Origin of the sequence: Paenibacillus sp. FSL H8-0457 (genome assembly GCF_038051935.1) — a bacterium.
Lineage (GTDB): Bacteria > Bacillota > Bacilli > Paenibacillales > Paenibacillaceae > Paenibacillus_AQ > Paenibacillus_AQ lautus_A.
Map to the genome: position 1 here is coordinate 1171040 of NZ_CP150293.1, position 26794 is coordinate 1197833.

Consider the following 26794-nt stretch of genomic DNA (forward strand, 5'->3'; position numbering starts at 1 on the left):
AGTCGTTTTTATTTTTGTTTCTTGTTGCCGGATGACATTGTTGTATACACTCGGTTTACATCGCAAGGACCTGAAAGTAGGAATGGACGAAAGGAGCTAACCCGCATGCCGAGACTGAACGCTAGGCTTCAAACCGAACCAAGCCTGGAACCGAAACCTCCCATAATATTGAAAGCGCTGCCAGAAGTGAAGAAAGGAAGGTCCAGAGGAAAACAAATTAAGCGTCATTGGCAGTTGTATCTCGTTCTCTTGTTACCCGTTCTTTATTTGATTATTTTCAAATACATACCGATGGCCGGTATTGTAATCGCATTCAAGAATTATAACGTCATCCAGGGAATTTGGGGCAGCGACTGGGTCGGGCTGAAATATTTTCGCCAGTTCTTCGATTCGCCGAACTTCTGGCTCTACATTAAGAATACGCTTGGCATTAGCTTCTACGGATTGATTGTAGGCTTTCCCGCACCGATCCTGCTGGCACTCGCGCTGAATGAAATCCGCAACGGCCTATTCAAGAAGACGGTACAGATGGTTTCATATGCCCCTTATTTCATATCTACGGTGATTATGGTTTCGATCATTATCGTCAACTTGACGCCAAATGTGGGGATGATCAGTAAATTTTTCGAGATGTTAGGTATGAGTAATACGAATTTTATGGGTATACCGGGCCTGTTTAAGTCCATTTACGTCTGGTCCGATGTTTGGCAATTTACAGGTTACGGAGCGATTATATACATCGCAGCACTGTCCGGCGTTAACCCGGAGCTGTACGAATCAGCCAAAGTAGATGGCGCGTCCCGCATCCAGAAGATTCTGAACATCGATATACCAAGCCTTATTCCCGTATCGGTCATTCTGCTCATTCTCAATCTGGGCAACATCATGAAACTAGGATTTGAAAAAATATACCTGATGCAAAATCCGCTTAATTTAAGCACGTCGGAAGTCATATCCACTTATGTGTACAAGGTTGGCTTGCTGGGCTCCAGCTTCAGCTTCTCAACGGCGATCGGTCTCTTCAACTCGGTCATCAATCTTATTCTGCTGGTGTCCGTCAATTACATCGCCAGAAAGCTGTCGAACAGCAGCTTGTGGTAGGCCTGTTCTACGCAGCCAGTAAACAATAGCAACTTTGGAAAGAGAGGAGACCCTATGTTCAAAAAAGCCGCTATACGTGAATCGAAAGGCGACCGCCTCTTCATGTTCTTGATCTATCTGTTCTTGACCCTGGTTCTTATTGCCGTAGCTGTACCATTAATCTACATCGTAAGCTCGTCCTTCAGCTCGCCTCAGGCGGTTACATCGGGCAAGGTTTGGCTGTTTCCCGTAGATTTTACGCTGGACGGCTACAAGGCGGTATTCAATAATCCGCAGATCGGCGTCGGCTATCTGAATTCCCTCTTTTATACCGTTGTCGGCACCCTCATCAATGTAACGCTCACGATTATGCTGGCTTATCCGCTGGCGAAGAAGTCGCTTTACGGCCGCAATTTCTTCATGGTTCTGCTGGTGATCACGATGATGTTCGAAGGAGGACTGATTCCTTATTACCTCGTCGTTAAGAATCTCCATCTGCTGGATACGCGGTGGGCCATGATATTGCCGGGGGCACTGGGGGTATTCCAGGTTATCGTCGCAAGGACGTTTTTCCAAACCACGATTCCCGATGAATTGGCGGAAGCCGCGGAGCTGGACGGATGCAGTGACATCCGGTTCATATTCAGCATTGTCCTGCCGCTGTCCAAACCCATTATTGCGGTCATGACCTTGATGTATGCAGTCGGGCATTGGAATGCTTATTTTGATGCACTGATCTTCTTAAGGAATCCTGACTTGTTCCCGCTTCAAATCATTCTCAGAAACATTCTAATTCTGAATTCGGTCGATGCTTCCATGATGGCGGATGTGAGCCAGATGCAGGCGCAGCAGGGGCTCAAGGATTTGCTGAAATACTCCTTGATCGTTGTTGCGAGCTTGCCTGTGCTTATCATATATCCTTTCGTCCAGAAACATTTTGTCAAAGGCGTCATGATCGGCTCGCTAAAGGGCTGATCATGACAGAGCAATTATGGTTTCAAGGAGGTGAGGCCGTACATTATTCAGATACGGCAAAAGCTGGTGGAGGCAAAAGCATAGGAAAGGGCCAAACGCCCGAAATACGGATGATAAACGGGGGGTATATTGGATGGAAAAGAGCATGAAGAAGAAAAACTGGCTAGGTATCATTAGCTGCCTAATGGCCGGCATGCTGCTGCTTAGTGCCTGCGGCGGAACCAATTCCGGCAATCAGTCAACTGGCAAGACGGACGACAACGGTGCTGCTAATGAAGATTTATTTAATGCCGTTGGTTCCTATCCGATCGTGAAGGAGCCGATGACCATTAAAATGTTCGCTCCGCAGCTTGCATCAATCGAAAACATGGATACCAACCTATTCACCAAATATCTTGAAGAGAAGACGAACGTCAATATCGCTTGGGACCTTGTACCGGAAAATGCTTTGAACGACCGCAAGCAGCTCATGCTGGCCGGCGGCGATTATCCTGAAGTCATTCTCCAAGGGAATTTGACCAAGGAAGAGCAAATGAAGTATGGGTCGCAGGGCGTGTTTATCCCTCTGAATGATTTGATAGACCAATATGCACCCAATATCAAGAAAGCGATGGAGGATATTCCTTACATGAAAGCCTCCATCACGACTCCGGACGGCAACATCTATGCATTGCCGCAGGTCAATGAATGCTACCATTGTGACAATGCGCTCAAAATGTGGATCAATAAAAAATGGCTCGATCAAGTGGGACTGCCTGTTCCAACGACCACTGACGAATTTTATACTGTGCTGAAAGCGTTCAAAGAGAAGGATCCGAACGGCAACGGCAAACAAGATGAAATCCCGCTGACAGGCTCGGATGAAATGTGGGCAGGCAACGTCTCCGCCTTCCTGATGAACTCGTTTATCCTTGATGATTACGTCGACAAGGGTTCGGGTACGTTCCTCCGCGTCATGGATGGCAAAGTTGATTTTACGGCAAACAAAGAAGAGTGGAAGCAAGGCCTCCTTTATCTGAATCAATTGTACAAAGAGGGATTAATTGATCCCGCAGCCTTTACCCAGAATGCCGATGCGGTTCAGCAAATGGCCAACCGGGAACCGGACAATATTATGGGTACGTTATCAACTGCTTTAATTAGTTATGCTTACAGCATGGATGATAAGGCGCCGCGTCATAAAGATTATGTTGCCCTGCCGCCGCTGAAAGGCCCGAATGGTGTGCAGCAGACGCTGAATTTTGCGGGAATCGGTGTCTCACAATTTGCGATTACGAATAAAGCGACGAAAGAGCAGCAGATTGCCGCCATCCGGTTAGCGGATTATCTGTATACGGAAGAAGCGATCGTGTTGCAGGAACATGGCCCTGAAGGCAAAGGGTGGCGGAAAGCTGAATCCGGAGAAAAGGGTATGGATGGAAAGCAGGCTAAATATACGGCTATTCCTATCCCCGATAAAAAGCCGACGCATAATGACGGTTGGGAGCAGATCGGTCCATCACTGAGAACCTACGCTTATCGTGCGTCCTGGACAGCTCCTCAGGATCCGCTCGCTCCCGATGGATACGGTACCCGTCTGAATAAAGTCTCCGAGGAATATGAACCGTATCAATCCAAGGAGCAATATCCATCGGGATTGTTCATCGCACTTGAAGATGCCGAGCTCGTAGCTCAGATCAAGACAACGCTTGTCGACTACGTGAAATCCAATATGGCCCAGTTTATTACAGGCTCCAAAGATATTAACAAAGAATGGGATGCATATGTGAAAGGGCTGGATGGCATGCAGCTGAACCAGTACCTGGAAATCTATCAAAAGGCATTGGATGCCGGAAAATAATGCTAAATCGGTTCCCTGCGCACGGGTTTCCCTTTCGCAGGGGATCATCATTTTCATAGAAAGCAGGTGTATGATTCAATGAATGAACTTGCAAAGCCATCTCCGCAGCAGCTGGCATGGCAGGATATGGAGCTGGGTATGTTCTGCCATTTCGGTATGAACACGTTTTGCGATCAGGAGTGGGGAGACGGAACGGATTCGCCGGAGATCTTCAATCCAGAGCAGTTGGATGCCCGGCAGTGGGCCAGGACCGCAAAACGCGCAGGCTTTAAGTATCTGGTATTGACCGCAAAGCATCATGACGGGTTCTGTCTGTGGCCGACGAAAACGACCGATTACTCTGTGAAGTCCAGCCCATGGAGGGGCGGCAAAGGAGATGTCGTCCGTGAAGTTGCCGATGCCTGCAGAGAGGAAGGGCTCCAGTTCGGGTTGTATCTGTCCCCCTGGGATCGGCATGAACCTTGCTATCCCGATAAAGAGGCTTATGACGATTTTTACGCGGAGCAATTAACGGAGCTTCTGACCGGGTATGGACCCCTGGTCGAAGTATGGTTCGACGGAGCCGGTTCCCAAGGCAGGGAATACGATTGGAACAGAATCATCGGTCTGGTAGATCAATATCAGCCGGATGCAATGGTCTTTAATATGGGGCGCCCAACGATCCGCTGGGTAGGAAATGAAGACGGCGTTGCGCCTTATCCCTGCTGGAATACGGCCACCACAGCGAGGGAGAGCATGTTCACCAGTGACATGATGACCTGGATGGAAGGAACCCCGGCCTGGGTACCGGCCGAATGCGATGTTCCGATACGCAAGCTTCACTGGTTCTGGCATCCTGACGATGAAGCAAGCTTAAGAAGCCTGGAGGACGTGCTGGATATTTATTACCGTTCGGTCGGCCATGGCGCTACGCTGCTCTTGAATATATCCCCGGACAACCGCGGGCTGCTGCCTGAAGTGGATGTGGAGCGTGTCATTGAATTCGGAGATGAAATCCGCCGCAGATTCGGGCAGCCGGTTGGCCAAACGAGTGGAGAAGGAACCGAGCTGCTGCTGAAGCTGGAGTATATTCAGCCAGTCAATCACGTCATCATCATGGAAGACATTGCCCATGGGGAGCGTGTGCGTGAATACGTGCTCGAAGCATACAGCCAAGGCGAATGGAAAGAGCTTGTACGCAGAAGTGCGATCGGGCATAAAAAAATCGACCGGTTCGATACCATCGAAACCGATCAATTGCGGGTTCGTATTCTTTCCAGCGTGGAGCAGCCCTTGATCCGCAATTTAGCTGCATATCACGTGGAATGAAATTAGTAAAACCAAGAACAGACTGCCACGGCAGTCTGTTCTTGGTATTTGGTACTTTGTCTATATTTCTTAAGTGGAGCTTAGAAAATACGGCCTGGGTATCTTGAGTTTACGCGCTAATCACGTTACCGCAATAGTCGCATTTCTTCTCATCGTTAGCATGCACGATGATCCTGGCTCCGCAGCTCGGGCATTCCATGGATCTAGATCCGCGCCCCCGATCCTCGCTTTCGTCTTCATATTCCACATCATCGTATTCGTCAACATATTCTTCATCGTAATCATCATCATATGCTTCATGATACCCTTCGGGCTCAAGTTCGAGGATGCCATTTTGGATTCGACCGATTCCATTCAATAGGTGGGACATGTTATGGGTTGTTTTTTGGCAGGGGTTTATTCATACTGAATAAGATGTGCAGATTGATCCCGCCCTCAGGGTTTGAAAACATAGGAGGAACCATGTCCTGGAGCAAATTGAAGCAACAGCTGGAGAGCTTTCTCAGTCCTGCATTAGCCGGAAGGGTTGAATATCGCGCAACCGGTTATCGTTATTTACCTGATAAAGCAGGGCTTTGTTATATTTCGGTTGATAAAAAGAACGTACTCCATATGAGTGATAAAACCAGCTCCATAAGGTGGTATCAGACGGAGCTGGAAATTAAGAATGATCCCCATATCCAAATTCCGATCAGCGACGATGAATTGGAAGCCGTCAGAAAGGAAACCAAAGGGACCGTTCCCGAGGATCGTCTCAACGTCATTGCAAGAAATAGAAAAATATCGGTCCTCGCAAAGGAGCTTTTGTCAGCACAGGCTGCATTAAGTAAATCCAATTTTGTTGCTACAGCGAATAAGTTCTTATCTACTTCTATAGAAGAAAGCATGGAGAGCGATGATATCTTATTGAATATTCTAGCTTTGGTAGACAGACGGGTTGGCAAAAAGCGGATTGTAAACATGGCAGACAGGATGAAGCTAAAGCATCCGATTGTGCAATATTTTTATGAACTGCGGCGCCGTGCGTGATGAGCATAAATAATTTTCGTTAAAAGAATTTTCAAGAGCAGATCAAGTAGGGTGGTTGGGGAACGAGAATGGGGATGCGCGTCAATCGCGTCTTCGTTCTAATCGTTACGATGAATTGCAAAACGGCATGCAGGACAGGAAGTCAGTCATTGCACGCCGCTTTCATGTACATTAGAAGTTCATATAAATAAATTCCTGCGTTTCTCCGGAAAAGAACAAAATACCAAGTACGATGGCGATCAGGACGATGGCTCCGCCAAGTGCCACTCCCACCATGATCAGTGCCCTTCCGACATGATGAGTGAGGCTGCGGGCTTTCGTTTCGGCCGATGTGGTGCTATGGGGCTGTAATTTCATAATCTTTCATCCTCATATACAAGATTTCGCCAAACATGTTATTCCCTTTGTCGATTAGATGGGCCGAGTCGCGATAATATTCATGCGGGATTGTATTGTTCTCCTCTTGATTAAATTCGATATAGGGGTATCCTCTAGACTCTACCAGCTGCTGATAAGCGCCCATCGCTTCGGTATATTCGCTCCAACTGAAAAGCTTCTTGTTGGCAATATGCTCTTTATCCAGCGGAGCCGAATAGAACACGGCTTTCTTATGATGCTCCTGCAGCAGTTCAAGCGTTTTTTCAATCATGAACAACCCGAAGCTGTGATCTTGATCAAAAGGCTTACTCCACCGATAAAGCTCCGCATAGTGCTTGTCGATGCCTTCCTGTTGAGCGTCATTCATTTTGTCATAAGGGGTAAACATCGGCGTATAGCTTTCTTCTATCCCTTTTCTTTCATTTTCGTTCTTTTGGACTTCCTGGCGGATTTTCTCCATCGGCGTACGAGTCATGAACAGACGGTAGCTGATCGCATCGCGATCATGATAGAGAGTCCACTTATTCAGGAAATGGGACGTCACCCAATTGTGGGCGTTGCTTGGGAGCGATTCGCGGTTTTTGTCCGGGAAATCAACCAGCCAGCTGCGCGGGATGGGTTGACCCAGCTTCTCCACCAGCGACGGATAGACGACAACGTCCGGCTCATTATCCGAGACAACGACGATCCCATAATTGATCTCATAGACGACAAAATCAATCTCGTCAATCATCGAGGCGAGCAGGGCGTAAGTCTCCGTAAATCTTCCGCCGGAAATCCCCAGGTTGATCACGCGACTGTCTTTCAAATGAGCCTGAAGGACACCGGCCGAGGTGTTCTCCCCCTTTTTTACGGTCGTGCCGAAGACCGTGGAGGGCCCGAACATGCCGATCACCTTTGTGCCGTCATTCGGATGCTCCTTCAAGTATTCGACCCATAACGGCGTAAAGACAATGGCATCGTATGTCGGAACGCGAAGCTCTTTTTCCGCATGCGTCACGACTTCTTGTCTCATTTGATCGACCACTTGATCGGCTTCAATGCTCAAGCCAAGCAATCCGACCAAGGCAAAGGAGATCAGCATGACGGACACGGTTTTATTAAAAACTAATTTACGCAATATATCTTACACTTCCATTTCCATCCATATTAGGGAATCGGCAACTTATCGCATACCAAGCAGCCGGAGCATTAAATCCCATCCGTCTGCGATCGGCAATATGAAAAATACGCGGCTGATCGTTACACCGAAGAACGTGATCAACATCGCGACAGTGACCGTTACCGGCTTCAGCCATTTCGGAACAGGCTTTAATGCAGGCTTTAGCTGCTTCATATAATAGCGATGAATGCACAGCATCACGCCATGGAACATGCCCCAAATGACGAAATTCCAGGCGGCTCCGTGCCAGAGGCCGGAGACAGTCATCGTCGCCATCAGATTGAAATAGACCCGGGGAGCAGGAACACGACTTCCCCCGAGGGGAAAATACACATAGCGGGTCAGCCATGAACCGAGCGAAATGTGCCAACGGTTCCAGAACTCGGCTATGCTGCGTGCCAAATAAGGGAAGCGGAAGTTCTCCGGGATGACAATGCCGAACAAGCGAGCTGTCCCGATGGCAATGTCTGAATAGCCAGAAAAATCAAAATAGATGACGAACGTATAGGCGACAAGCGAAATCCAGAGTCTGGCGGTATCTGCCTCAGCTATGCCGGACGCCGAGTAGACGGGCTGCGCCAGCATATCAATGGATCCGGCGAGGACGAGCTTTTTGAAAAGGCCGCACCCGATTCGGGCGACTCCGATCAGCATGTGGTCCAAGTGAAATTTCGATGTTAGCTGCGGATGAAACATCTGAAATTGCTTAATTGGGCCCGCCACCATCGACGGGAAGAAGAAAATGAACGACAACAGACCTTCCGGCCGATGCTCCGGCAGCGTTCCGCGTTTGCGTTCAACCAAGTAATGAATCAGCTCGAACGTAAAGTAGGAAATGCCGAGCGGGAGCACAATCTGCTCTGCCTTAGGCAAGAAGGGCTGATGAACAAAAGCAAATAACTCATTTAACGTATCCAGCATCATGTTGGTGTACTTGAAATAACCAAGCACGAGAATGGCGGTAAGGATACCAGCGGGATAAATCCATCGCTTTCTCCATTTCGCCGCGGCTTTCGCGACAACAATGGCAATGACAACTTCCGCAAGCAACAGGAACAGGTAAGCACCTGCATAATTGTAGTAAAATGCGACGCCTGAGGCAAAGAGCACCCAGGGTCTGAGACGATGCGGCATGAGGTGATACGTGACGACAGCCACGAACACGAACAGCCAATAAAACCAATCCGTATACATCATAATTTTCCGTATCCACCATCCGAGTTGCCAAAAATACTTATCTCTGAAAGCACTTATCCATATTACAGTATCCATCAGTTGAAACGTATGGGAATTTTATGAATATATTTATTTTTAAGTGGTTATCGAATCCAAAAACCGATTCAAGTTCATGCCCCTTAGAGGAAGCACATAGAATAGACGATCATCATTCTACCAAAGTTGCAACTGGCTGTTCTAAAGCATCATGGAGGGGGAGCGGGCATGGCAATCGAACCCTAATAATCAGTGCGGGACGACTTTTTAGTTCGTTGCCAACGGAACCGGACGAAATTAAAGCCCTTTCTTCTAGCGATCGCCCTCCTTTTTTCGAATCTATGGGGAGTATGCTCCTCTCTGGATTATGATATATTCATTGAGGTGTCTACGATCTAACATAAACTGCCGTTTGATTAAGCTGATTAAACATGCTATAAGTGAAGAAAAAGTAAGAACATCAACAGGTTGTATTTACTATTTCGGGATAAAGATTTGTCCTGGTATGTATAGAGGAGTATTGGATATGACAGATAATTTTTGGCGTGATTTACCGCGGCCTTTCTTTATACTGGCGCCCATGGAAGATGTGACGGATGTTGTGTTTCGCCATGTCGTAAGTGAAGCCGCCAGACCGGATGTGTTTTTTACGGAGTTTGCGAATACAGAGAGCTATTGTCACCCGGATGGGAACCACAGTGTGCGCGGACGTTTGACTTTTACAGAGGATGAACAACCGATGGTAGCCCATATCTGGGGAGATAAGCCGGAATTCTTTCGTCAGATGAGTATCGGCATGGCGAAAGAAGGATTTAAAGGCATCGATATTAATATGGGGTGCCCTGTAGCGAATGTAGCCGAGAATGGGAAGGGAAGCGGGCTGATCTGCCGTCCCGACATTGCAGCGGACATTATACAGGCCGCCAAAGCCGGGGGATTGCCCGTCAGTGTAAAAACAAGGCTCGGTTTCACTGCCGTAGACGAATGGCGCGACTGGTTGACCCATATTTTGAAGCAAGACATTGTAAATCTGTCCATTCATCTGCGGACAAGAGAGGAAATGAGCAAAGTCGATGCGCATTGGGAACTGATTCCGGAGATTAAGAAGCTTCGTGATGAGGTGGCGCCCGATACACTGCTAACCATTAACGGGGATATTCCTGACCGTCAGACCGGTCTGAAGCTCGCTGAACAATACGGTGTGGATGGCATTATGATTGGGCGCGGGATTTTTCATAATCCATTTGCTTTCGAGAAGGAGCCGAGGGATCATAGCAGTGAAGAATTGCTTGATCTGCTGCGGCTGCATCTGGATCTCCATGATCAATATTCGGCACAGATGCGGCGTTCCTTCAGCGCCCTTGTCCGCTTCTTCAAAATTTATGTCCGTGGATTCCGAGGGGCAAGTGAACTCCGAAATAACTTAATGAACGCAAAGTCAACAAGTGAAGTTCGTGCGCTGCTCGATGAGTTTGGAAGCAAGCATTCTGATGAGGCAGATGAACGAGGAAATTAAATGGACAGGCTGGAGAACACCAGCGCTTCAGGAGAACAAATAACACTTTTGGAAAACATGGCCGACTTGGCTGTGTTTTTTCTTTTGGACAATCTCAGCCCGTCATTCTTGCTATAGCTTTTAGCTATAACTAGTTATGAGATTTTGGTATGCCTTATAACTCTGCTCGTCGTGATATGATATCGCTATACAACGAGGGGGTTATGTACATGACTGATAAGTTCCAGATCGTAGGAAGTTTGTTGCGGCCCGAAGAGCTGCTGAAATATAAAACGCAAATTGAACATCGTGATGATATCCAGTATCCGTTCTATGAAAACTTCGAAGGGTATGCCGAGTGCGAGACCGAGGCGATCAAACAGGTCGTGAAAAAGGAAATCGAGCATAACCTGTCGGTTGTTACGGACGGCGAATTCTCCAAATCGATGTGGCATTTGGATTTTGTATGGGGCTTTGATGGGGTCGAGCGTTATATCGCGGATCACGGTTACTTTTTCCGGGATGTGGACGGAACTTCGAAATATGAAACACGCAAAGATATCGGCCTGCGCATTACTGGCAAACTGAGCGGAAAGAATCATCACTTCATTAAGTTGTTCAAACAGCTGCAAGATACGGCAGGCGATCAGCAAACGAAGCTTTGCGTACCGTCACCTTCCCATATCTATGGTGAACTTTCCTGGTCGGATAACATTGGCGGCACGGATGCGGTTTATCAGAACAAACAGGAGCTCAAAGCGGGCCTTGTGAGCGCGTATAAGGAATTTGTGGCGGAATTCGCTGCGGCAGGCGGCAAAATCCTGCAGTTCGATGATTGCTTGTGGGAGCTGTTTGCAGATGACAACCCGAACTCTCCGTTTACAGGGGAGCATATTAATCAAGCGGAAGTTCAGGGTCTCGCCACCGAATTTATTGATATAAACAATACAGTCATTGATTTCGGTCATAGCCTCGGCTTGAAAATGTGGACACACAACTGCCGCGGGAACTATGATTCCCGTAACATGGGCGGTGGATCTTATGCGAAAATCGCCAACCTGTTCCTGAAGCAGTTGAAATATGATCGCTTCTTCCTGGAGTGGGATGATGATCGTGCGGGTTCGATTGAAGCACTGGAGGTTTTCAAGGACAGACCGGAAACGGAGATTGTTCTGGGCTTGCTGTCTTCCAAAACCAATACGCTGGATGATGAAGCACGCGTCATCCGTCTGCTTGACGAAGCATCCAAAATCATTGATAAGGATCGTCTGCTGCTCTCGCACCAATGCGGCTTTGCATCCTGCGATGGCGGGAACGAGCTAAGCGAAGCCGAGCAATGGGCAAAAATCGATCAGGGTCAACAGATTGCCAAGCAATACTGGGGTAGCTAGACAATAAAACGAGATTTAAATATGAACGGCGACCTTTTCCTGGAGTTCAATCAGGGGAGAGGTCGCCGTGTTTTTTTGGATGGTCCCTAGTTGTTCAATGTGATCAAACGATCAATTCTGGTCTTTGCATGAGTCATACCTCCAAGATCAACTTAGTGAGCAGAGTCCTTTATCAAATATTCCATGTTTAGCATACCGTTAATCCGCTGTCTGCACCGCCGAATGCCGTGATGCCATGCTGGACAATACAAACACGGCAATGATGGCGATGAGAACGCCGAATACCCCGAACCAGGTAATGGATGCCAAAGAAACACGGTTAACGATCAGCCCGCCGATTCCTGCGCCGACAGCCATGGCAAACTGCATCATGGAACTGTTCAAGCTCAGCATGATGCCCGAGGATTCAGGAACAAGCTTGACCAGGTTAAATTGCTGCGCTGGAGCGGATGACCAGGCGGCAAAAGACCAGAGGATCAAAATGGCGAATACGGCAATGACCGACTGTCCGACTAAGGATAGCAATATCAACGAAATGACGTGAAGCACCATCCCTGAAACGAGCGTAAATATAATGCCCCGTTTATCCGCGCTGTAGCCGCCGACTTTCGAGCCAATCAAACTGGCAATGCCGAACACGAACAGAGCTGCGCTAATCAATGATTCATTTAAATGAGTCACCTCTAGCAGAAAAGGGGAGATGTAAGTATAGGCAAGGGAATATCCGCCCAACCAGAAAAAAGTAATCGCTAAAGCAACCAAAACCTGAGGTTTCTTTAACAAAGCAAATTGTTTGATCAAAGGGACAGGCTTGTCGCCCTGCATACGTGGAAAAACCGCAGCAATGACGAGCATGGCGATGACCCCGACAATTGCGATGGCCAGAAATACCGCTTTCCAGCCAAAAGCCGAGGCTACCATTCTGCCGAGTGGGACGCCGATGATGAGCGATGCGGTAATGCCCATGGTGACGTTGGCGATGGCGCTGGCTTGCTTGCCTGGCGGAGCGATTTTGGCGGCGATACTGAGCGCGTTAACGGTGACTACCCCGGCGCCTAACGCCGTAATGATTCTAGCGGCAATGAAGAGACCGAAGCCGGTCAATATAAATGTCAGCAGATTTGCGATAATAAAGAGGCCCAGCGAATAAAGTAGAAGCTTACGCCGGTCCATTTTGGCCGTCAGCGCCATTAAAATAGGCGTGCCGACCGCATAGGCAAGGGAATAAACCGTAATGAGCTGGCCTGCTGCCGCAACGCTTGTTCCCATCGTCTCTGCGATCCGGTCCAATATCCCGGAAATGATGTAATTGGATGTTCCAACTAAAAAGCTGACCAAGGCTAGAACGTAAACTTTCCATGTGCTCTTCATAATTCACTCTCCTGATGTGTTTAAATAACGATGTTTTTAAAAATATCGAAATAAAAATATAAATCAAAATTTATGCTTATATCAGCATATACTCATATATAGGTTAATTGTGATCATCAAATCAAAGAAGCCCGCCAATTTATATCACTCCAAATCTCCGAGTACCGCAATGACAGCCGAAGCCTCGACCACTTGCTGTTGATTGGATGCGATCGGAAGCAGCTTCTGCTTCAGCTCCGGCGAGTCGATAACGAGAAACCGCCACGGCTGCAGGTTAGCGGCTGAAGGGGCCAGCGTGGCTTGCCGCAATATTCCGGTCAATTCCTCCCGCGAAATCTTGATCTAGGGATCATAGCTACGAACCGACCGACGTTCTCGAATAACATCAAAAAAAAGTTGGTGCTCCATCGTTAGTGACGGTTGTGAAACCGACATGGTTCTCTCCTCCTTTTGGAAAAGCGGTATTCTGCATTTTGTTTCAATACAACATTAGTTGTTTGAACAACATCTGTTGTATTTATATGTTATGATAACAACAGAATGGTGCGCAATCATCAAAAACCATAAACCGTTGTATAGACAACACCATTTCTATAATGTCGTTTTATTAGGGGAGATCTTAACCATGGCAATTAAAAAGAATGAAGCTGATCCTCGAGTGATACGTACACGGCGACTGCTTCAAGACGCTTTTGCTTCATTAATTCAAGATAAGGACTTTGAATCGATAACCGTTAAGGATATTGCAGAGCGGGCTACTGTTAACAGAGCGACTTTTTATGCGCACTTTGTAGATAAATTCGAAATTCTAGAGGCCAGACTAATGGAATCCTTTATGACAATCATAAATCGTAGAATAAGCGGTCACGAAGTATTAAATGAAGAAACCATCCAGAGTATTTTTCTGGGTGTATGCGATTTTCACAAAGATCTAAGCACTATGTGCAAAAGAAGGTATACATCGCTTGGAGCTGTATTCGAAATTCAAATAAAGGAAAAAATTCAAACGATACTTCTTTCCTTTATAGACAAAGACAAGATGCTGTCGAGTCCAAACGCGCAATTCTTAATAAATACAGCTACTAACATGTTAAGTTGGGGGATGTATGGGGCGGCTTACGCTTGGAATAATGAGGGGCGTCTAATAAGTGCGGAATCATTCGTTAAACAGACTATGCCCTTAGTGATGAACGGAGCTAAAGAATTGCTGGGATAGGTCCTGTCGCTATTGCTCTATCCTGCGGAAGAAACAAGATGCAATGCGGACAATTTGCGAATCCTTATTCAGGAGCGAGGCTTGTACCGACCGTTTAAGAGCGTACCGGAATCATGAGTTTGAGGCGATTCGTCTGACGGCACTGGATATTTGGACCGTTCTTGAATAGAAAGGCTGTTTGGGTCGGATGGTTGCATCCATAGAATGGCCAGGTATGAATATCAAACTTGAATCATTTCATTTTCCGAGAGGGGAGCAAGGGCAATGCTATATTTAAGTAACTTCAAACTCTCTTCTACCATTTCCGGCAACCCGAATATCTATCCCGATCATGTGTTCAGGCACATGGCAGGGGAAGTTCTGCTGTTTGATCGAATCACGGTATTATACGGCAGTAACGGCTCCGGCAAGTCCACCTTGCTGAATCTGATCGCCAACAAATTGGGAATCGCGGGCGCTGAGCGAATGACAAGCTATGGTCACAACGCTTACGCGCAGCGGTTTATCGAGGAAAGCAGCTATCAACTCGGGCATGATGATCAGGAGCGTCCCCTATATAAGCTTCCCGACGGGAGCCGGTACATCAAGTCAGAGGATCTGTTGTATGAAATCAAGAAAATACAGCAGGAAAGCGTGCTTCGCGAAGGGCTGCTGCATGAGCAGCTCGTTCAGGGAAAGAGCAAGGCCGAGGTAGAAGAGCTGGAGCAGTCGTATGAGTTCAAGAAGAAGATGGACATTATTCAATTCGCTCAGGAGAAGTATTCGAACGGGGAAAGCTCGATGCAGTTTTTTGAGGAATATTTGCTTCCCGGGAAACTGTATTTATTGGATGAACCGGAAACGTCGCTTTCTCCGGCAAATCAAATTAAGCTGGCCGAGCAAATGAACGATTTGGCGCGTTATTTCGACAGTCAGTTTATTATTGCTACGCATTCCCCTTTTGTCCTGGGTACGCTTCATGCAAAGATCTACAATCTCGATGCCAAGATTTTGCAAACGGCAGAATGGTTTGAGCTGGACAATGTCCAATTCTTTTATCGATTTTTCCATAAACACCAGAGGTTGTTTGAATGAATAGGGTTGAGTTTCCGGAAGAGGTATCCTTCGAGTAAGGATATCTCTTTTTTGGTATGGGGATTTTATCCACTTTAGTACATTGTCCTGCTTGAATGTTGAACGTATAAGGATGCGAAGGCAAATGGCCAGACTGAGTATAACTGATTGATTTTTATGCAAAAAGTTGTATAATCTACTTAATTAACGTTAATTAAATGGCGAAAAGGGGATGAACATGACCAGATCGAAGCTGAAAGAGGCTGCGCTTAGGTTATTCGGACAGAAGGGCTACGACGGAACGGCATTATCGGAAATCGCGAAGGAGGTTGGCGTCAAAACACCAGCAATCTACGCCTTTTTCGAGAGCAAGGAAGATCTGTTCATGACGGTCTTCGAAGAATCGATGAGCGCCTATAACGAATATATCCAAGCGATGGCAGAAACCAGCAAAGGAATGAGCACGGAGAAAAAATTGCACGCGCTGCTGCTTCGCCAATACGATTTCCACCGGGACAAGCAGGAGCTTGCCGTATTTGCCTTCCGGTACTTGGTTTTCCCGCCGGATTTCCTAATGGATCGGATGCAGGAGGCGTTTGGGCGTTTCGATACGCTATTGAGCAGCATTATCGGCGAGATCATGCAGGAAGGCCTGGATCGCGGCGAATTAGCCATCGTCCCGATGGAGACGCTGGTGGATTCGTACCTCACCTTGATGGACGGGCTGGGCATGCAATATTACTACTATAAATCGCCGGAGCTGTTCGAACGGAAACTGAAACATGCCTTTGAGATGTTCTGGAGATCCGTCGAAGCTTAGGCAATCAACAAGATGGTACAGAAAGCAGAGGGTGGAACATGAGCAACGATACGAAAATAGAAGATTACGAACGGGAGCCCGTACCCCAGCATTTGCGGAAATCATGGCTCTCGATGGCATTCGTCTGGATTGCGATCGGCATTGACCTGTCCGCGATGTTTCTGGGTGCGCAGCTCGGCGCGGGCATGAGCATCGGCGACTCGCTTACGGCGGTCATCGTCGGTTCAGCCATATTGGGCATGATCGGGGCTGTCTGCGCATATGTGGGAGCCAAAACGGGCCTGTCGACGGCCATGATCAGCCGGTTTCTGTTTGGGAACCAAGGGGCGCTCATCGTCTCGGTCATTCTCGGCATTTCATCGCTGGGCTGGTTCGGCGTTCAGGTCGGCTTCTTCGCCTCCAACTTCCAGACGGCGTTAAGCGAGCTATGGGGTTGGCATTGGTCGCTCTGGGTACTGTCGATCATTGGCGGGCTTCTCATGATGTCCACGGCGATCTGGGGCTACAGGGCGATTGAAAAATTAAGCGTCTGGTCGGTACCGCTGCTCGTCGTGTTTATCATTATCGCGCTGGTGATGGCGCTTAACGGGGAAGGCGGAAGCACCGTCTGGGCACCGTTCGAGGGCGAGGCTGTGCCGATGGGGACGGCGATTTCGCTGGTTATCGGTATCTTTATCCTTGGAACGGCGCTGTCCCCTGACATCGCGCGCTGGGCCAAAACGCCAAAGCATGCCGTTACCGCAGCGTTTATCGGTTTCTTTGTCGGCAACAGCTTCATGACCATCATTGCGATTTTCCTGTCGCGTACGATGGATTCCGACGATCTGACGGGCATTCTTCTTACGCTCGGACTTGGTATTCCGGCGATCATCGTGCTGACGCTAGCACAATGGACGACCAATACGAACAATTTATATTCCGCGGGGCTGGGCTTCTCCGTTGTTTTCAAACGGGTGCCTAAATCCGTGATCACGATTATTGCAGGATTCATTGCGACGGCACTTGCTTGCTTTGGCATTTATGACCGGTTCATGACGTTCCTGACGTACATTACGATGCTTGTCGCACCGCTAGGCGGCATTTATACGGCTGAGTATTTGTTGGTGAATAAAAATAGATTCTCGTTTGACGGACTGGACAGCAATCGGGGCTGGATTCCCCGCTCCATCGTCGTATGGGTCATCGCCACGTTCTTCGGGTTCATGACAACGATGGCCCCGGATGGGCTCGGATGGTTCCAGGTGACGCAGGTTCCGGCGCTGGACAGCTTCTTGATGGCATTTATCGTACAAGCAATCATAGGCAAATGGGTAGTAAAGAAGGGATGAAAGCATGAACAAGGCAACCAGATTAACCACATTGGATGAACAAGCCATTGAATATATCGCGATCGGAGCTGCGGTGCTTGGCACGGGCGGAGGTGGAGATCCTCATGTCGGAAAATTGATGGCCATGGAGGCGATCCGCAAGTTTGGCCCGGTTCGAATCGCCCAACTCGAAGAGCTGGACGATGAAGGACTTATCGTGCCGGTATCGATGATCGGAGCACCGACGGTGATGCTGGAGAAAATCCCTTCGGCTGAACAGCTGACCAAACCGCTTGACCTGATGGAAAAAGAGCTCGGCCGCAAGGTGGATGCCGTTATGCCGATCGAGGTCGGCGGTGGCAACTCGCTCGTTCCGGTCATTGCGGCGGCACAGCGGGGAATTCCGCTCGTCGATGCCGATGCGATGGGGCGTGCGTTTCCCGAATCGCAGATGGTGACGTTCCATCTGGAAGGCATCCCGTGCAGCCCCGTGGCGATGGCGGACGAACGCGGCAACAGTGCGCTGATGCATACGATTGACGGCGTGTGGGAAGAACGGATGGCGCGTGCGCTGACGGTGGAGATGGGTGGTTCTGCCTCCATTTGCGATTATCCGGTATCCGGCGCGCAGGCGAAGCAGAGCGCGATCGGCGGGACGCTGACGCTCGCCTATGAGATCGGGCGGACGCTGTTCGAAGCGAAGCAGCAGAAGCTGAATCCTGTGCGCGAATTGCTCGCGAAGCTGAATGGCCATGCCTTGTTCCATGGCAAGGCCGTGGATATCCGTCGCCGCATGGACGGCGGCTTTACGCGCGGCGAAGCCGTATTCGAAGGTACCGGCGAGAACAAGGGAACAACGATGCGGCTGTTTTTCCAGAATGAGTTCCTGCTCGCCACCGTTGACGATCAACCGCTCGCCATTACGCCTGATCTGATTACGCTGTTGGATCAGGATACGGGCATGCCGGTGACGACGGAGAACTTGAAGTATGGTGCCCGGGTGACGGCAGCAGGTTTGCCGTGCGATGACAAATGGCGCACGCCAAAAGGCATCGAGACGGCCGGCCCGAGATACTTCGGTTATGACTTTGATTATGTGCCGATCGAGACGCTGGCTTCGAAAGGAGGTGCGGCGAAATGACCGAGGTTACAACGGCTAACGCAAACCGGATTTACCGCATCGGCATTGATGTGGGGGGGACGAATACGGACGCCGCCCTGCTGGATTCCGACTTGCGCTGCGTGCACAAGGTGAAGGTCCACACGACTGCCGACGTCAACGAAGGCATTGTGGAGGCCGTTCGCCGGCTGCTGCACGAAAGCGGCGTGAATGGAGCAGAAATTCGCTATGCGATGCTCGGTACCACGCATTGCACCAATGCCATCGTGGAGCGCAAGCATCTTGGCCGGGTCGGCCTGATTCGCATCGGCGCTCCGGCAACGACGGCGGTTCCGCCGCTGGCCGGCTGGGACGAATCGCTGCGCGCGGCAGTTGGGCCGCATAGCTATGTCGCCTCTGGCGGTTATGAGTATGACGGCCGCAAGATCGCCAATCTGGATGAAGAGGAGATCGCCGAGCTGTGCCGCCGGATGAGCGGAGAAGTTGATGCCGTGGCGGTATGCGGGGTATTTGCTCCTGTGAATCGTGAGCAAGAGAAGCGTGTTGGAGAAATTGTGCGTGAAGTGCTGGGTTCGGACATGCCGGTTACCTACTCCAGCGAGATCGGCAGCATCGGATTGCTGGAGCGGGAGAATGCCTCCGTGCTGAATGCGGCGCTGCTGCAAGTCATTGCGGGCGTAGTGCGCGGATTTCAGGAAGCGCTGAACGGCTTCGGCATCCATGCCCAGCTGTACATTTGCCAGAATGACGGCACGTTAATGAAGAGCGAATATGCGCTCCGCTACCCGATTCTGACGATTGCGTGCGGACCGACGAATTCGATTCGGGGCGCTGCGCACTTGTCCGGGCTAAGTGACGCGCTGGTCGTTGACATCGGCGGCACGACGACGGATATCGGCGTGCTCGTGCAAGGCTTTCCGCGCCAGTCGTCGGCAGCGGTGGATATCGGCGGCATTCGCACGAATTTTCGGATGCCGGACATTTTGTCCATTGGCCTCGGCGGCGGCACGATCGTCCGGCTGGACGATGCAGGCGGCGTGACGGTTGGCCCGGACAGCGTGGGCTACAAGCTGACGACACGGGCCCGCATCTTTGGCGGAGATACGCTGACGACAACGGACGTAGCCGTGAAGATGGGCCGGGCCGCATGGCCGGGCACAAACGCGGATGCCGTGGACGAAGCTGTATGCGGCAAAGTGGATGCCGTCATGCAGCAGATTCTGGAGGATGCCATTGACCGGATGAAAACGAGTGCCGACCCGGTCGATGTCATTCTGGTCGGCGGCGGCAGTCTGTTGGTGCCGGATACGCTGGCAGGGGCGAGCCGTATCATCCGCCCGGACAATTATGATGCGGCTAATGCAATCGGCGCAGCGCTGGGAGAGGTTAGCGGCGAGTCGGAGCGGATCTATTCGCTGGACGACTGGAGCTATGACGACGTCATCCGCGATGCGAAGGAAAGCGCCATGAACGAGGCAACGGCAGCTGGCGCGAAACCGGAGACCATACAAATCGTGTCCGTCGAGGACATTCCGATTGCGTATTTGCCGGGCAATGCGCTGCTCGTGAAAGTGAAAGCTGCGGGTAAGCTATAACGCGCTCAAGGTATTAGCCTCGCTCGGCAGCTTTGCGGCCAATTGAGAAGTGTGTTCATAGCCAGTGAGCATTCGTATATCGGTGCTAGGCGGCAACGGCGTGCGAACAGCGTAACATGAAATGGTGATACGGAACGAATCCCGTATCACCATTTTTTTATTCCGAAAGCATGACTCCCCTGATGAACTTCGCGCAAGAAAAGCAGGGAACCACCCTTAGAGGCGATAATCAACCGGCTTGTCTTCCTTTTTGATATTTTCCATGATGATGTGGGTCCGAGATAAGGAAAATACACACGGTGAAGTCAGATGTTTTTTCAAGGAATATCCTCGACTCAGTTATTTAAATATGCCACAATAAAGGATCAGGGCCACAGGGGAATGGACCCTAGGCACGACAATGCAAGCCAAGATCACTTACCAATTTGCGTTCCAATAATTTATACTAATTAAGCCAGATTATATTGAAGGAGCTGCCGAATCGGATATGAACAAAAAAGAAGTCGCCAATATACGCAAGCAATTTAAGCTGGATCACGATTTAATGAATATTTACGATATTCTCAATGTCTATATTACGAAGGAAACGAATGAAATCTATCATTGGGAGCGCCTGCCGTTCGAGCTGGTGGATCGGGAGAAGCAAGAGTTATACATGGGGAATTTCAAAAAACTGCTGACCGGCGAGCTGGATCAAAAATTGTTCGAATTGAGGTTTCAGGAAGCAGCGGAGGAACCGGCGCAGGTCATGCTTCACCAAGCGCTCGTGTCGGGTGATCCGGAAGAATGGCAGGACTTGATGCTGATGCTGGTGGATCGAATGCTGAAGGATGCCCAATATGAGCGGGATATGGTGGTCACGTTCGTTCGGGGACAGTATTATTTGCCGACCAAGGCGAGAAACGATGAAGCGGAAGAGAGCGAGAAGAACGAGGTGTTCGCCCATCCGTTTATTTTATGCAGCATGAATTCTACGGAGAAACAACGGAAGACGCTCTTGTTCGATTATGTGGAGCGGGAGTTCAAGTACAATGTCATTGTAGATCCGATTATCAAGTTAAGTGCGCCAGAGCAAGGATTCCTGTACCCTAGCGTGACGGACAATTATTCCGATGTGAATCGTATTTTGTATTGTACGGGAAAATCGAATTTTCCGGATCCGCATTTTGTCGAGCAGGTCTTGAACGGAGAAAGATCCGTGACGGCACTTGAAGAGCGAGCGATCTTCGAGGATATCGTCAAGGAAGTGGCCGGCGAACAGCTCGATTCAGCCACCATTGCCCAGGTGTACGAGGAAATCAACCGCGTGATCGAAATTAACGAAGAGACGAAGGAGGAAGAACCTCCGAAGCTGGATTATAAAGATCTGGAGCGCGTACTGAACGCAAGCGGCGTAGAGGACGTGACAACCGAGAAGGTGGAGCGGGCATTCGAAACCATCGTAGACAACAAGAACTATGAGATGAAAGCAACCAGCGTCATGCCGAAGTATACTACCAAATCCATTAAGATCGAAACCAAGGTAGCTACGATCTCGGTGAGCCCGCAGGATTTAAGGTATGTTAAACAGGTGAATTTCCAAGGTAAACGCTGCATCATGATTGAAGTCGACGAAGATGTCGCGATTGAAGGGTTTACGCTGGCTTCAGAGACGCTTTTAAGTTAAATCAGTTCCATTTCAGACAAGATCAGGTATCGTACGCAGGAACAGACCGCTATCCACAGTTGGATGGCGGTCTTTTTGTTTTTCTTGCCCACTTTGGAAAATTGCGTCCGGAGTCAGTAATCGCATTCCCTTTGCCCGTCGCTAAAGCGAAATCCTTCCTGAGGCTGATGATGGAATACATCGCGTGTCGGGTGTCTCTTGTACCGTAAGGTGTAATGATGAGATTAAACGCATCAAGGCCAACTGAAAAATCCAATACGGGGAGATGTACGAAGTGACAACGCTAATCGAATTTAAAAACGTAACCAAGGCCTATCCAATCGGCGAAGTGACGATTCAAGCCCTTGCGGGCGTTGATTTCTCCATTTTAGAGGGGGAATTCGTCGTGATCCTAGGGGCCAGCGGGGCAGGGAAAAGCACGATTTTGAACATTCTCGGCGGGATGGATACGGCTACCTCGGGACAAGTGTTTGTTGGAGATCAAGAGATTACGGGATGGAGCGAGAAGAGATTAACCGAATACCGCGGCGAGCAGGTTGGCTTCGTATTTCAATTCTATAACCTGATTCCGAATTTGAATGCGCTGGAGAACGTGGAATTTGCGACAGAGGTATGTAAGCACCATTTGGATGCCCGTGATATTTTACATAAGGTTGGACTAACGGATCGTTTGAAGAACTTCCCTTCCCAGCTCTCTGGCGGCGAACAGCAAAGAGTTGCGATCGCAAGAGCGGTTGCCAAGAATCCCGCGCTTCTCCTCTGCGACGAACCCACCGGAGCTTTGGATTATGTGACAGGGAAATCGGTCTTAAAGCTGCTTCAAGATTTAAACCAGGAAACGAAGACATGCGTAGTGCTGGTCACCCATAACTCGGCCATCGCGCCGATGGCGGATAAAGTGATCCGCGTCAAGAGCGGGAAGATCGAGAGCATCACGATCAATGAGCACAAACAAAGCGTTGAAGGGATCGAGTGGTGATGAAGATTTTAGCGTTAAAATTGTTAAGGGACATGAAACAGTCGGTAGGACAATTCATAGCCATTGTTTTGGTAATCGCGGTGGGAGCTTTTTTCTACACGGGGCTGGTCACCTTGAGCGACAATCTTAGCGGCTATACGAAGGGGTATTTTCAAGAACATAATCTAAGCGACTTGAACGTCTATTACAGTCAAATTTCCGCAGAGGATGTGGCGGATTTACGGAGCATTGATGGCATTCAAAATATTGAAGGGCGTTATACCGTCCAGGCCGAACGGGCTTTTGAAGATGATAAAGCTACTTTAACGGTGCATTCGATCCCCGTACCGAATGAAATCAACACGTCCAGGATGATGGAGGGCAGGATGCCAGCCGGGCCGAATGAGATCCTGTTGGACTCCCACTATGCCGAGGCGCATCATTACCGTATCGGTGATTCCATCCGCATTCGTGTGAATGACAAGGATATGACGTTCACGATCAGCGGCTTGATTGAGAATGTGGAGCATGCCAAGAAGAACGAAACCCAGGACCATCAAGCTTATGGAATCGCTTATATCCCCGAAGAGACCATTCCTGAAATCGCTGGCGGCATGTTCTACAATGAGATCCTGATTGATGCCAAGGACGGTTACGACATTGATCAGTTAGGCCAGGCCATTGAAGCACATTCCCAGTCACTCCCTTATATAAGCCAGGTTAGCAAAGAACGGACCTTCAACTATTCCCAGACCCAGCAAACGATTCATAATAATAAGCTGATGAGCAGGGTGATCCCGATCGTACTTTTTTTGATTGAAGCGGTGATCCTGTTTCTGATCATGTCAAGGATTATCGATTCCCAGCGAAATCAAGTGGGCATTATGAAGGCATTAGGGGTGAAAAAAAGAAGCATCATGCTGCATTACATGGGTTACCCCGTGCTGGCTGGCGTCATCGGCTCCATCCTGGGCTATGCCATCGCCGCCGCCCTGTTCATTCCACTCATAACAACGTCGATTGGAAGATCCTACTCTCTACCTGACCTAACGTTCTCCCTTTCGTTCTTTACGCTCCTACCTCCAATGATTTGCTCCAGTGCGTTTGGCATGCTGTCCTGCTATTTCAGCGGCAGAGCGATCTTGCAAGAACGTGCTGCGCAGGCGATGCGTCCGAAACCGCCCAAGAAGATGAAAAGACTGCTCATCGAGAACATTCCAGGGATGTGGAGTCGGCTGTCCTACAGCAACAAGATTATTCTAAGAAATATCTTCTTAAATAAACAAAAAGCATTCGCGAGCTCCGTTGGCGTTGTGGTCAGTACGGTTTTGTTGATCACGGCTTTCGGCACGCAGACGGCCCTGCTCAAGGTAGCTGGCCAGATCGAAGAGGTAAATACGTATGATTTACGAGTCGATTATGCGATCGGATCGTTCCCGGATAGGGCAGCACTGCCCTCCGGCATTGTAGACCATTATGGGTTGTCCACCTACCCTGTGGAACTCATCCAAGGGGAAAACAAAGAAAATGCTACGCTCGTGGTAACGGAGCAGGATAATGAGCTGATTCGTTTTTATGATGAACAAGGCAATCGGCTATCGTTAGAAGATCATGGGGTGCTGGTACCGAAATCATACGCGGATCAGTATCAAATTGCTGAAGGGGATGCGATCCAGCTTCAATTCACCGCACCGGTGTATAATCAAACCATCGTCGATATGAAGGTTCTGGATATCTCCACACAATACTCGAATCCGTCGTTCTACAGCACACCGGGCTATATGAAGAGCTTGGGTATCGACTACGATCCATCCTCGCTGTTAGTTAACGTCCATAGCGCTGCCGATCTGGCGGGCGTTCGCAGCTTCTTCGAACAGGACCCGCAGGTGGAGGCCATTACGGACAAGGATGAACTGAAGAAATCAGCGCAGTATATGCTGAAGCAAAACAGCTTTATTTTCATCATGTTTATCATCTGTGCCGTTATTCTGTCCTTCGGCGCCATCTACACGATCTCTTCCATCAACATTTATGAAAGGAACCGTGAGCTTGCCACCCTGAAGGTATTAGGCTATCCCAAACGTAAAATCAACCGGCTGATCTTCTCTGAGAACATGCTGTTAACCGCTTTTGCGGTCATTGTTGCTCTGCCGATCAGCGGTTATGTTTATTCGATTATCATCCAGGCGCTGTCGAGTACGCATCAGCAAATTCCGGATCAATTAAACCTTGTGATTATGCTGGCATCGGTTGTGCTGGCATTCTTCCTGACCCTTCTCTCCAACCTTATGCTGCGGAAGAAAGTGACGCGGATTCATATGATCGAGTCGTTGAAAGGTGTGGAGTGATTTGGATGCCCGCAAGTACCGAGTACTCCATGCCGCTAAAATATCGGTTGTTAGATATAAAATGAGGGTATTGTGAGTGACACCATGACATAAGAAAGCGCCACGCCTTTTTCATGAGACGTGGCGCTTTTATAAATCTAGGGGCGATGCGTTGACATCCCTAATAATCATCGTTTTAGTAGAAATAACTACTTTTGGTGTAGTCGCATGTCTACCCGCAAAGAGAACTTAAGGGGATTAACAATCAACTACACTCATTTGCACACCAGCTGCGGTTAGCCTTTGGACATTAAAATGAGCCCGTTGAATATTTTCCCTTCTATTTGTAATGGGGTTTGTACTGTGGTTTAGAGAAGGGGGACATTTTAGTGGCCAAGCAAAAATTTCGATTATAAAAAAGACTTTCGGATCCTAAAATGTCCTCGATGGGTAGCCTAGCCTCCTATCCGATTTGATTCAATGCAGATTGGTGAGCTTCATTCATAGCCGGCTATTTCAATAAAATAATAAATAGAGACACCAAACGTACCTCTTGTAATTGGTGTTATCAATAATGAATGGATAATATTGAAGAATATAGGAGATACATAATGGACTACTCGTCAATAGCAAAGGAACCGCGTATCTTATCCAGAAGAATTAACATATAACATGTCTGGTAATTACGTCTAAACGAGAGGTGATTCATATTTATGGTGTTTAGCAGTAATAACTCTAAAAAAAACCAAAAGGGTTTGTTTATCGGTATAATCGTTGTTGGTTTATCAACAATCATTGCTTGTAGTCCTAAAGAAATAAAAGAAACAGAGTTAATAACTGATTATAATCGGCATTTGATTGGAAAAGAAACAAGTGGCGATTATATGATATATCGAAACGGGGTTTATATTGATTCTAATGGAGTCGAGTACTCACCAGAGGAATTAAAGAATAGAACACGAAATGGTCTTCCTGAGAACCGGATTATCACAAAGATAATGGAAGAAAATTTTATGCCTCCCTCTATTTTTGAGTTAGAAACAAAAGAAAAAAACGGAGTATATATTTCCCCTGAGATAATTACTGTAAATGGTTCATTAAACGTCTTAACAGATACTAATGGATCGGGGTGGGAACTAAAAGCGGGTGACTCTGTAGAATATGAATTTGAAAAGTATAAATCGGAGGTGGTCGAAAATCAAAATATATTAATTGGTTACGTTAAAGACGGCGTTCTATATCCATCGCAAAAATTCGATCAATTAAAGGGGAATTACAATTTAACTATTGAGGAATCAGGGCAATATTACTTTTACATAATAAATGCAAGTTCTGATACGATTGCCTTGAAAGAGGGAACTTTAAGGCTGACAAAAAATAACTGATTTTTTTATTATTGATTCTACTCTTTTAATTTTAAGGGCATTTTACTACCAGCATAGAAAGAAAGTGCCCTGTGCTTTGAATCCAAAGGAATAACGGAACAGTACC

The 26794-nt window shown here is 48.4% G+C and carries 22 protein-coding genes and 1 pseudogene; 17 read left to right on the forward strand and 6 right to left on the reverse strand.

Going from position 1 to position 26794, the window contains the following annotated elements:
• The first annotated feature begins 105 nt into the window (after nucleotides 1-105).
• From MHI43_RS05065 to MHI43_RS05080, 4 genes are all read left to right on the forward strand, one after another.
• Nucleotides 106-1101, forward strand: a complete 996-nt coding sequence (locus MHI43_RS05065) for an ABC transporter permease subunit (protein ID WP_009593427.1) — start codon at nucleotides 106-108, stop codon at nucleotides 1099-1101.
• 54 nt (nucleotides 1102-1155) lie between these two features.
• The gene (locus MHI43_RS05070) at nucleotides 1156-2055 is read left to right on the forward strand and encodes a carbohydrate ABC transporter permease (RefSeq protein WP_009593409.1); all 900 of its coding nucleotides are present in this window, start codon (nucleotides 1156-1158) and stop codon (nucleotides 2053-2055) included.
• 133 nt (nucleotides 2056-2188) lie between these two features.
• The gene (locus MHI43_RS05075) at nucleotides 2189-3895 is read left to right on the forward strand and encodes an ABC transporter substrate-binding protein (RefSeq protein ID WP_036661871.1); all 1707 of its coding nucleotides are present in this window, start codon (nucleotides 2189-2191) and stop codon (nucleotides 3893-3895) included.
• Nucleotides 3896-3973: 78 nt separating this feature from the next.
• On the forward strand, nucleotides 3974-5203 hold the full coding sequence (locus MHI43_RS05080; protein ID WP_036661869.1) for an alpha-L-fucosidase: 1230 nt from the start codon (nucleotides 3974-3976) through the stop codon (nucleotides 5201-5203).
• A 109-nt stretch (nucleotides 5204-5312) separates the two neighbouring features.
• Here the strand turns inward: MHI43_RS05080 and MHI43_RS05085 are convergent, their stop codons facing one another.
• Nucleotides 5313-5561, reverse strand: a complete 249-nt coding sequence (locus MHI43_RS05085) for a hypothetical protein (protein ID WP_155989864.1) — start codon at nucleotides 5559-5561, stop codon at nucleotides 5313-5315.
• A 104-nt stretch (nucleotides 5562-5665) separates the two neighbouring features.
• Here MHI43_RS05085 and MHI43_RS05090 point away from each other — a divergent pair, with 104 nt between their 5' ends.
• The gene (locus tag MHI43_RS05090; protein WP_036661864.1) at nucleotides 5666-6232 is read left to right on the forward strand and encodes a hypothetical protein; all 567 of its coding nucleotides are present in this window, start codon (nucleotides 5666-5668) and stop codon (nucleotides 6230-6232) included.
• Between the two features lie 171 nt (nucleotides 6233-6403).
• Here the strand turns inward: MHI43_RS05090 and MHI43_RS05095 are convergent, their stop codons facing one another.
• Genes MHI43_RS05095 through MHI43_RS05105 form a run of 3 tightly spaced genes read right to left on the reverse strand, consistent with a single transcriptional unit; the run spans nucleotide 6404 to nucleotide 8969 of the window.
• Entirely contained in the window at nucleotides 6404-6589 is a 186-nt protein-coding gene (locus MHI43_RS05095; protein WP_036661862.1) for a hypothetical protein, read from the reverse strand.
• The gene (locus tag MHI43_RS05100; RefSeq protein ID WP_036661860.1) at nucleotides 6570-7730 is read right to left on the reverse strand and encodes a hypothetical protein; all 1161 of its coding nucleotides are present in this window, start codon (nucleotides 7728-7730) and stop codon (nucleotides 6570-6572) included. Before MHI43_RS05100 ends, MHI43_RS05095 begins: the two co-directional genes overlap by 20 nt.
• Nucleotides 7731-7775: 45 nt before the next feature.
• The gene (locus MHI43_RS05105; RefSeq protein WP_036661858.1) at nucleotides 7776-8969 is read right to left on the reverse strand and encodes an MBOAT family O-acyltransferase; all 1194 of its coding nucleotides are present in this window, start codon (nucleotides 8967-8969) and stop codon (nucleotides 7776-7778) included.
• A 541-nt stretch (nucleotides 8970-9510) separates the two neighbouring features.
• On the opposite strand from MHI43_RS05105, the gene MHI43_RS05110 reads away from it, so the two are divergent.
• The gene (locus MHI43_RS05110) at nucleotides 9511-10500 is read left to right on the forward strand and encodes a tRNA-dihydrouridine synthase (protein WP_036661856.1); all 990 of its coding nucleotides are present in this window, start codon (nucleotides 9511-9513) and stop codon (nucleotides 10498-10500) included.
• A gap of 209 nt (nucleotides 10501-10709) precedes the next feature.
• Nucleotides 10710-11870, forward strand: coding sequence for a cobalamin-independent methionine synthase II family protein (locus MHI43_RS05115; protein ID WP_036661853.1), 1161 nt, complete (start codon nucleotides 10710-10712; stop codon nucleotides 11868-11870).
• Nucleotides 11871-12068: 198 nt separating this feature from the next.
• Here the strand turns inward: MHI43_RS05115 and MHI43_RS05120 are convergent, their stop codons facing one another.
• Together MHI43_RS05120 and MHI43_RS05125 are read right to left on the reverse strand one after the other, a co-directional pair.
• The gene (locus MHI43_RS05120) at nucleotides 12069-13241 is read right to left on the reverse strand and encodes an MFS transporter (RefSeq protein WP_036661852.1); all 1173 of its coding nucleotides are present in this window, start codon (nucleotides 13239-13241) and stop codon (nucleotides 12069-12071) included.
• A 147-nt stretch (nucleotides 13242-13388) separates the two neighbouring features.
• Nucleotides 13389-13676, reverse strand: a pseudogene (locus tag MHI43_RS05125) (nitroreductase family protein); the annotation flags it as partial.
• A 190-nt stretch (nucleotides 13677-13866) separates the two neighbouring features.
• On the opposite strand from MHI43_RS05125, the gene MHI43_RS05130 reads away from it, so the two are divergent.
• From MHI43_RS05130 to MHI43_RS05175, 10 genes are all read left to right on the forward strand, one after another.
• Nucleotides 13867-14457, forward strand: coding sequence for a TetR/AcrR family transcriptional regulator (locus MHI43_RS05130; RefSeq protein WP_012819158.1), 591 nt, complete (start codon nucleotides 13867-13869; stop codon nucleotides 14455-14457).
• Nucleotides 14458-14721: 264 nt separating this feature from the next.
• Nucleotides 14722-15531: an AAA family ATPase gene (locus MHI43_RS05135; RefSeq protein WP_036661848.1), complete on the forward strand. Its 810-nt coding sequence runs from the start codon at nucleotides 14722-14724 to the stop codon at nucleotides 15529-15531.
• 217 nt (nucleotides 15532-15748) lie between these two features.
• The gene (locus MHI43_RS05140) at nucleotides 15749-16330 is read left to right on the forward strand and encodes a TetR/AcrR family transcriptional regulator (RefSeq protein WP_036661847.1); all 582 of its coding nucleotides are present in this window, start codon (nucleotides 15749-15751) and stop codon (nucleotides 16328-16330) included.
• 38 nt (nucleotides 16331-16368) lie between these two features.
• Nucleotides 16369-17658 (forward strand): cytosine permease, encoded by a 1290-nt coding sequence (locus MHI43_RS05145; protein ID WP_036661846.1) that lies wholly within the window; start codon nucleotides 16369-16371, stop codon nucleotides 17656-17658.
• 4 nt (nucleotides 17659-17662) lie between these two features.
• Complete coding sequence (locus MHI43_RS05150) at nucleotides 17663-18778, forward strand: DUF917 domain-containing protein (RefSeq protein ID WP_036661845.1); 1116 nt, start codon at nucleotides 17663-17665, stop codon at nucleotides 18776-18778.
• Nucleotides 18775-20352, forward strand: a complete 1578-nt coding sequence (locus MHI43_RS05155) for a hydantoinase/oxoprolinase family protein (RefSeq protein WP_036661843.1) — start codon at nucleotides 18775-18777, stop codon at nucleotides 20350-20352. The genes MHI43_RS05150 and MHI43_RS05155 overlap by 4 nt, the downstream gene beginning before the upstream one ends.
• A 487-nt stretch (nucleotides 20353-20839) precedes the next feature.
• Nucleotides 20840-22018, forward strand: a complete 1179-nt coding sequence (locus MHI43_RS05160) for a DUF4317 domain-containing protein (RefSeq protein WP_036661840.1) — start codon at nucleotides 20840-20842, stop codon at nucleotides 22016-22018.
• 274 nt (nucleotides 22019-22292) lie between these two features.
• Complete coding sequence (locus MHI43_RS05165) at nucleotides 22293-22997, forward strand: ABC transporter ATP-binding protein (RefSeq protein WP_012819165.1); 705 nt, start codon at nucleotides 22293-22295, stop codon at nucleotides 22995-22997.
• Nucleotides 22997-25324 carry an FtsX-like permease family protein gene (locus MHI43_RS05170; RefSeq protein WP_036661837.1) on the forward strand — a complete coding sequence of 776 codons (2328 nt, stop codon included), beginning with the start codon at nucleotides 22997-22999 and terminating at the stop codon, nucleotides 25322-25324. The genes MHI43_RS05165 and MHI43_RS05170 overlap by 1 nt, the downstream gene beginning before the upstream one ends.
• A 692-nt stretch (nucleotides 25325-26016) precedes the next feature.
• On the forward strand, nucleotides 26017-26688 hold the full coding sequence (locus MHI43_RS05175) for a hypothetical protein (RefSeq protein WP_051425323.1): 672 nt from the start codon (nucleotides 26017-26019) through the stop codon (nucleotides 26686-26688).
• Nucleotides 26689-26794: the final 106 nt, after the last annotated feature.

Excerpts from the sequence above, each read along its gene's own strand:
- MHI43_RS05075 (WP_036661871.1), top strand. The coding sequence starts at position 2,189 with ATGGAAAAGAGCATGAAGAAGAAAAACTGGCTAGGTATCATTAGCTGC.
- MHI43_RS05150 (WP_036661845.1), top strand. The coding sequence starts at position 17,663 with ATGAACAAGGCAACCAGATTAACCACATTGGATGAACAAGCCATTGAA.
- MHI43_RS05120 (WP_036661852.1), bottom strand. The coding sequence starts at position 13,241 with ATGAAGAGCACATGGAAAGTTTACGTTCTAGCCTTGGTCAGCTTTTTA.
- MHI43_RS05065 (WP_009593427.1), top strand. The coding sequence starts at position 106 with ATGCCGAGACTGAACGCTAGGCTTCAAACCGAACCAAGCCTGGAACCG.
- MHI43_RS05145 (WP_036661846.1), top strand. The coding sequence starts at position 16,369 with ATGAGCAACGATACGAAAATAGAAGATTACGAACGGGAGCCCGTACCC.
- MHI43_RS05105 (WP_036661858.1), bottom strand. The coding sequence starts at position 8,969 with ATGATGTATACGGATTGGTTTTATTGGCTGTTCGTGTTCGTGGCTGTC.
- MHI43_RS05160 (WP_036661840.1), top strand. The coding sequence starts at position 20,840 with ATGAACAAAAAAGAAGTCGCCAATATACGCAAGCAATTTAAGCTGGAT.
- MHI43_RS05115 (WP_036661853.1), top strand. The coding sequence starts at position 10,710 with ATGACTGATAAGTTCCAGATCGTAGGAAGTTTGTTGCGGCCCGAAGAG.
- MHI43_RS05140 (WP_036661847.1), top strand. The coding sequence starts at position 15,749 with ATGACCAGATCGAAGCTGAAAGAGGCTGCGCTTAGGTTATTCGGACAG.
- MHI43_RS05110 (WP_036661856.1), top strand. The coding sequence starts at position 9,511 with ATGACAGATAATTTTTGGCGTGATTTACCGCGGCCTTTCTTTATACTG.
- MHI43_RS05130 (WP_012819158.1), top strand. The coding sequence starts at position 13,867 with ATGGCAATTAAAAAGAATGAAGCTGATCCTCGAGTGATACGTACACGG.
- MHI43_RS05080 (WP_036661869.1), top strand. The coding sequence starts at position 3,974 with ATGAATGAACTTGCAAAGCCATCTCCGCAGCAGCTGGCATGGCAGGAT.
- MHI43_RS05135 (WP_036661848.1), top strand. The coding sequence starts at position 14,722 with ATGCTATATTTAAGTAACTTCAAACTCTCTTCTACCATTTCCGGCAAC.
- MHI43_RS05175 (WP_051425323.1), top strand. The coding sequence starts at position 26,017 with ATGGTGTTTAGCAGTAATAACTCTAAAAAAAACCAAAAGGGTTTGTTT.
- MHI43_RS05170 (WP_036661837.1), top strand. The coding sequence starts at position 22,997 with ATGAAGATTTTAGCGTTAAAATTGTTAAGGGACATGAAACAGTCGGTA.
- MHI43_RS05090 (WP_036661864.1), top strand. The coding sequence starts at position 5,666 with ATGTCCTGGAGCAAATTGAAGCAACAGCTGGAGAGCTTTCTCAGTCCT.
- MHI43_RS05155 (WP_036661843.1), top strand. The coding sequence starts at position 18,775 with ATGACCGAGGTTACAACGGCTAACGCAAACCGGATTTACCGCATCGGC.
- MHI43_RS05095 (WP_036661862.1), bottom strand. The coding sequence starts at position 6,589 with ATGAAATTACAGCCCCATAGCACCACATCGGCCGAAACGAAAGCCCGC.
- MHI43_RS05070 (WP_009593409.1), top strand. The coding sequence starts at position 1,156 with ATGTTCAAAAAAGCCGCTATACGTGAATCGAAAGGCGACCGCCTCTTC.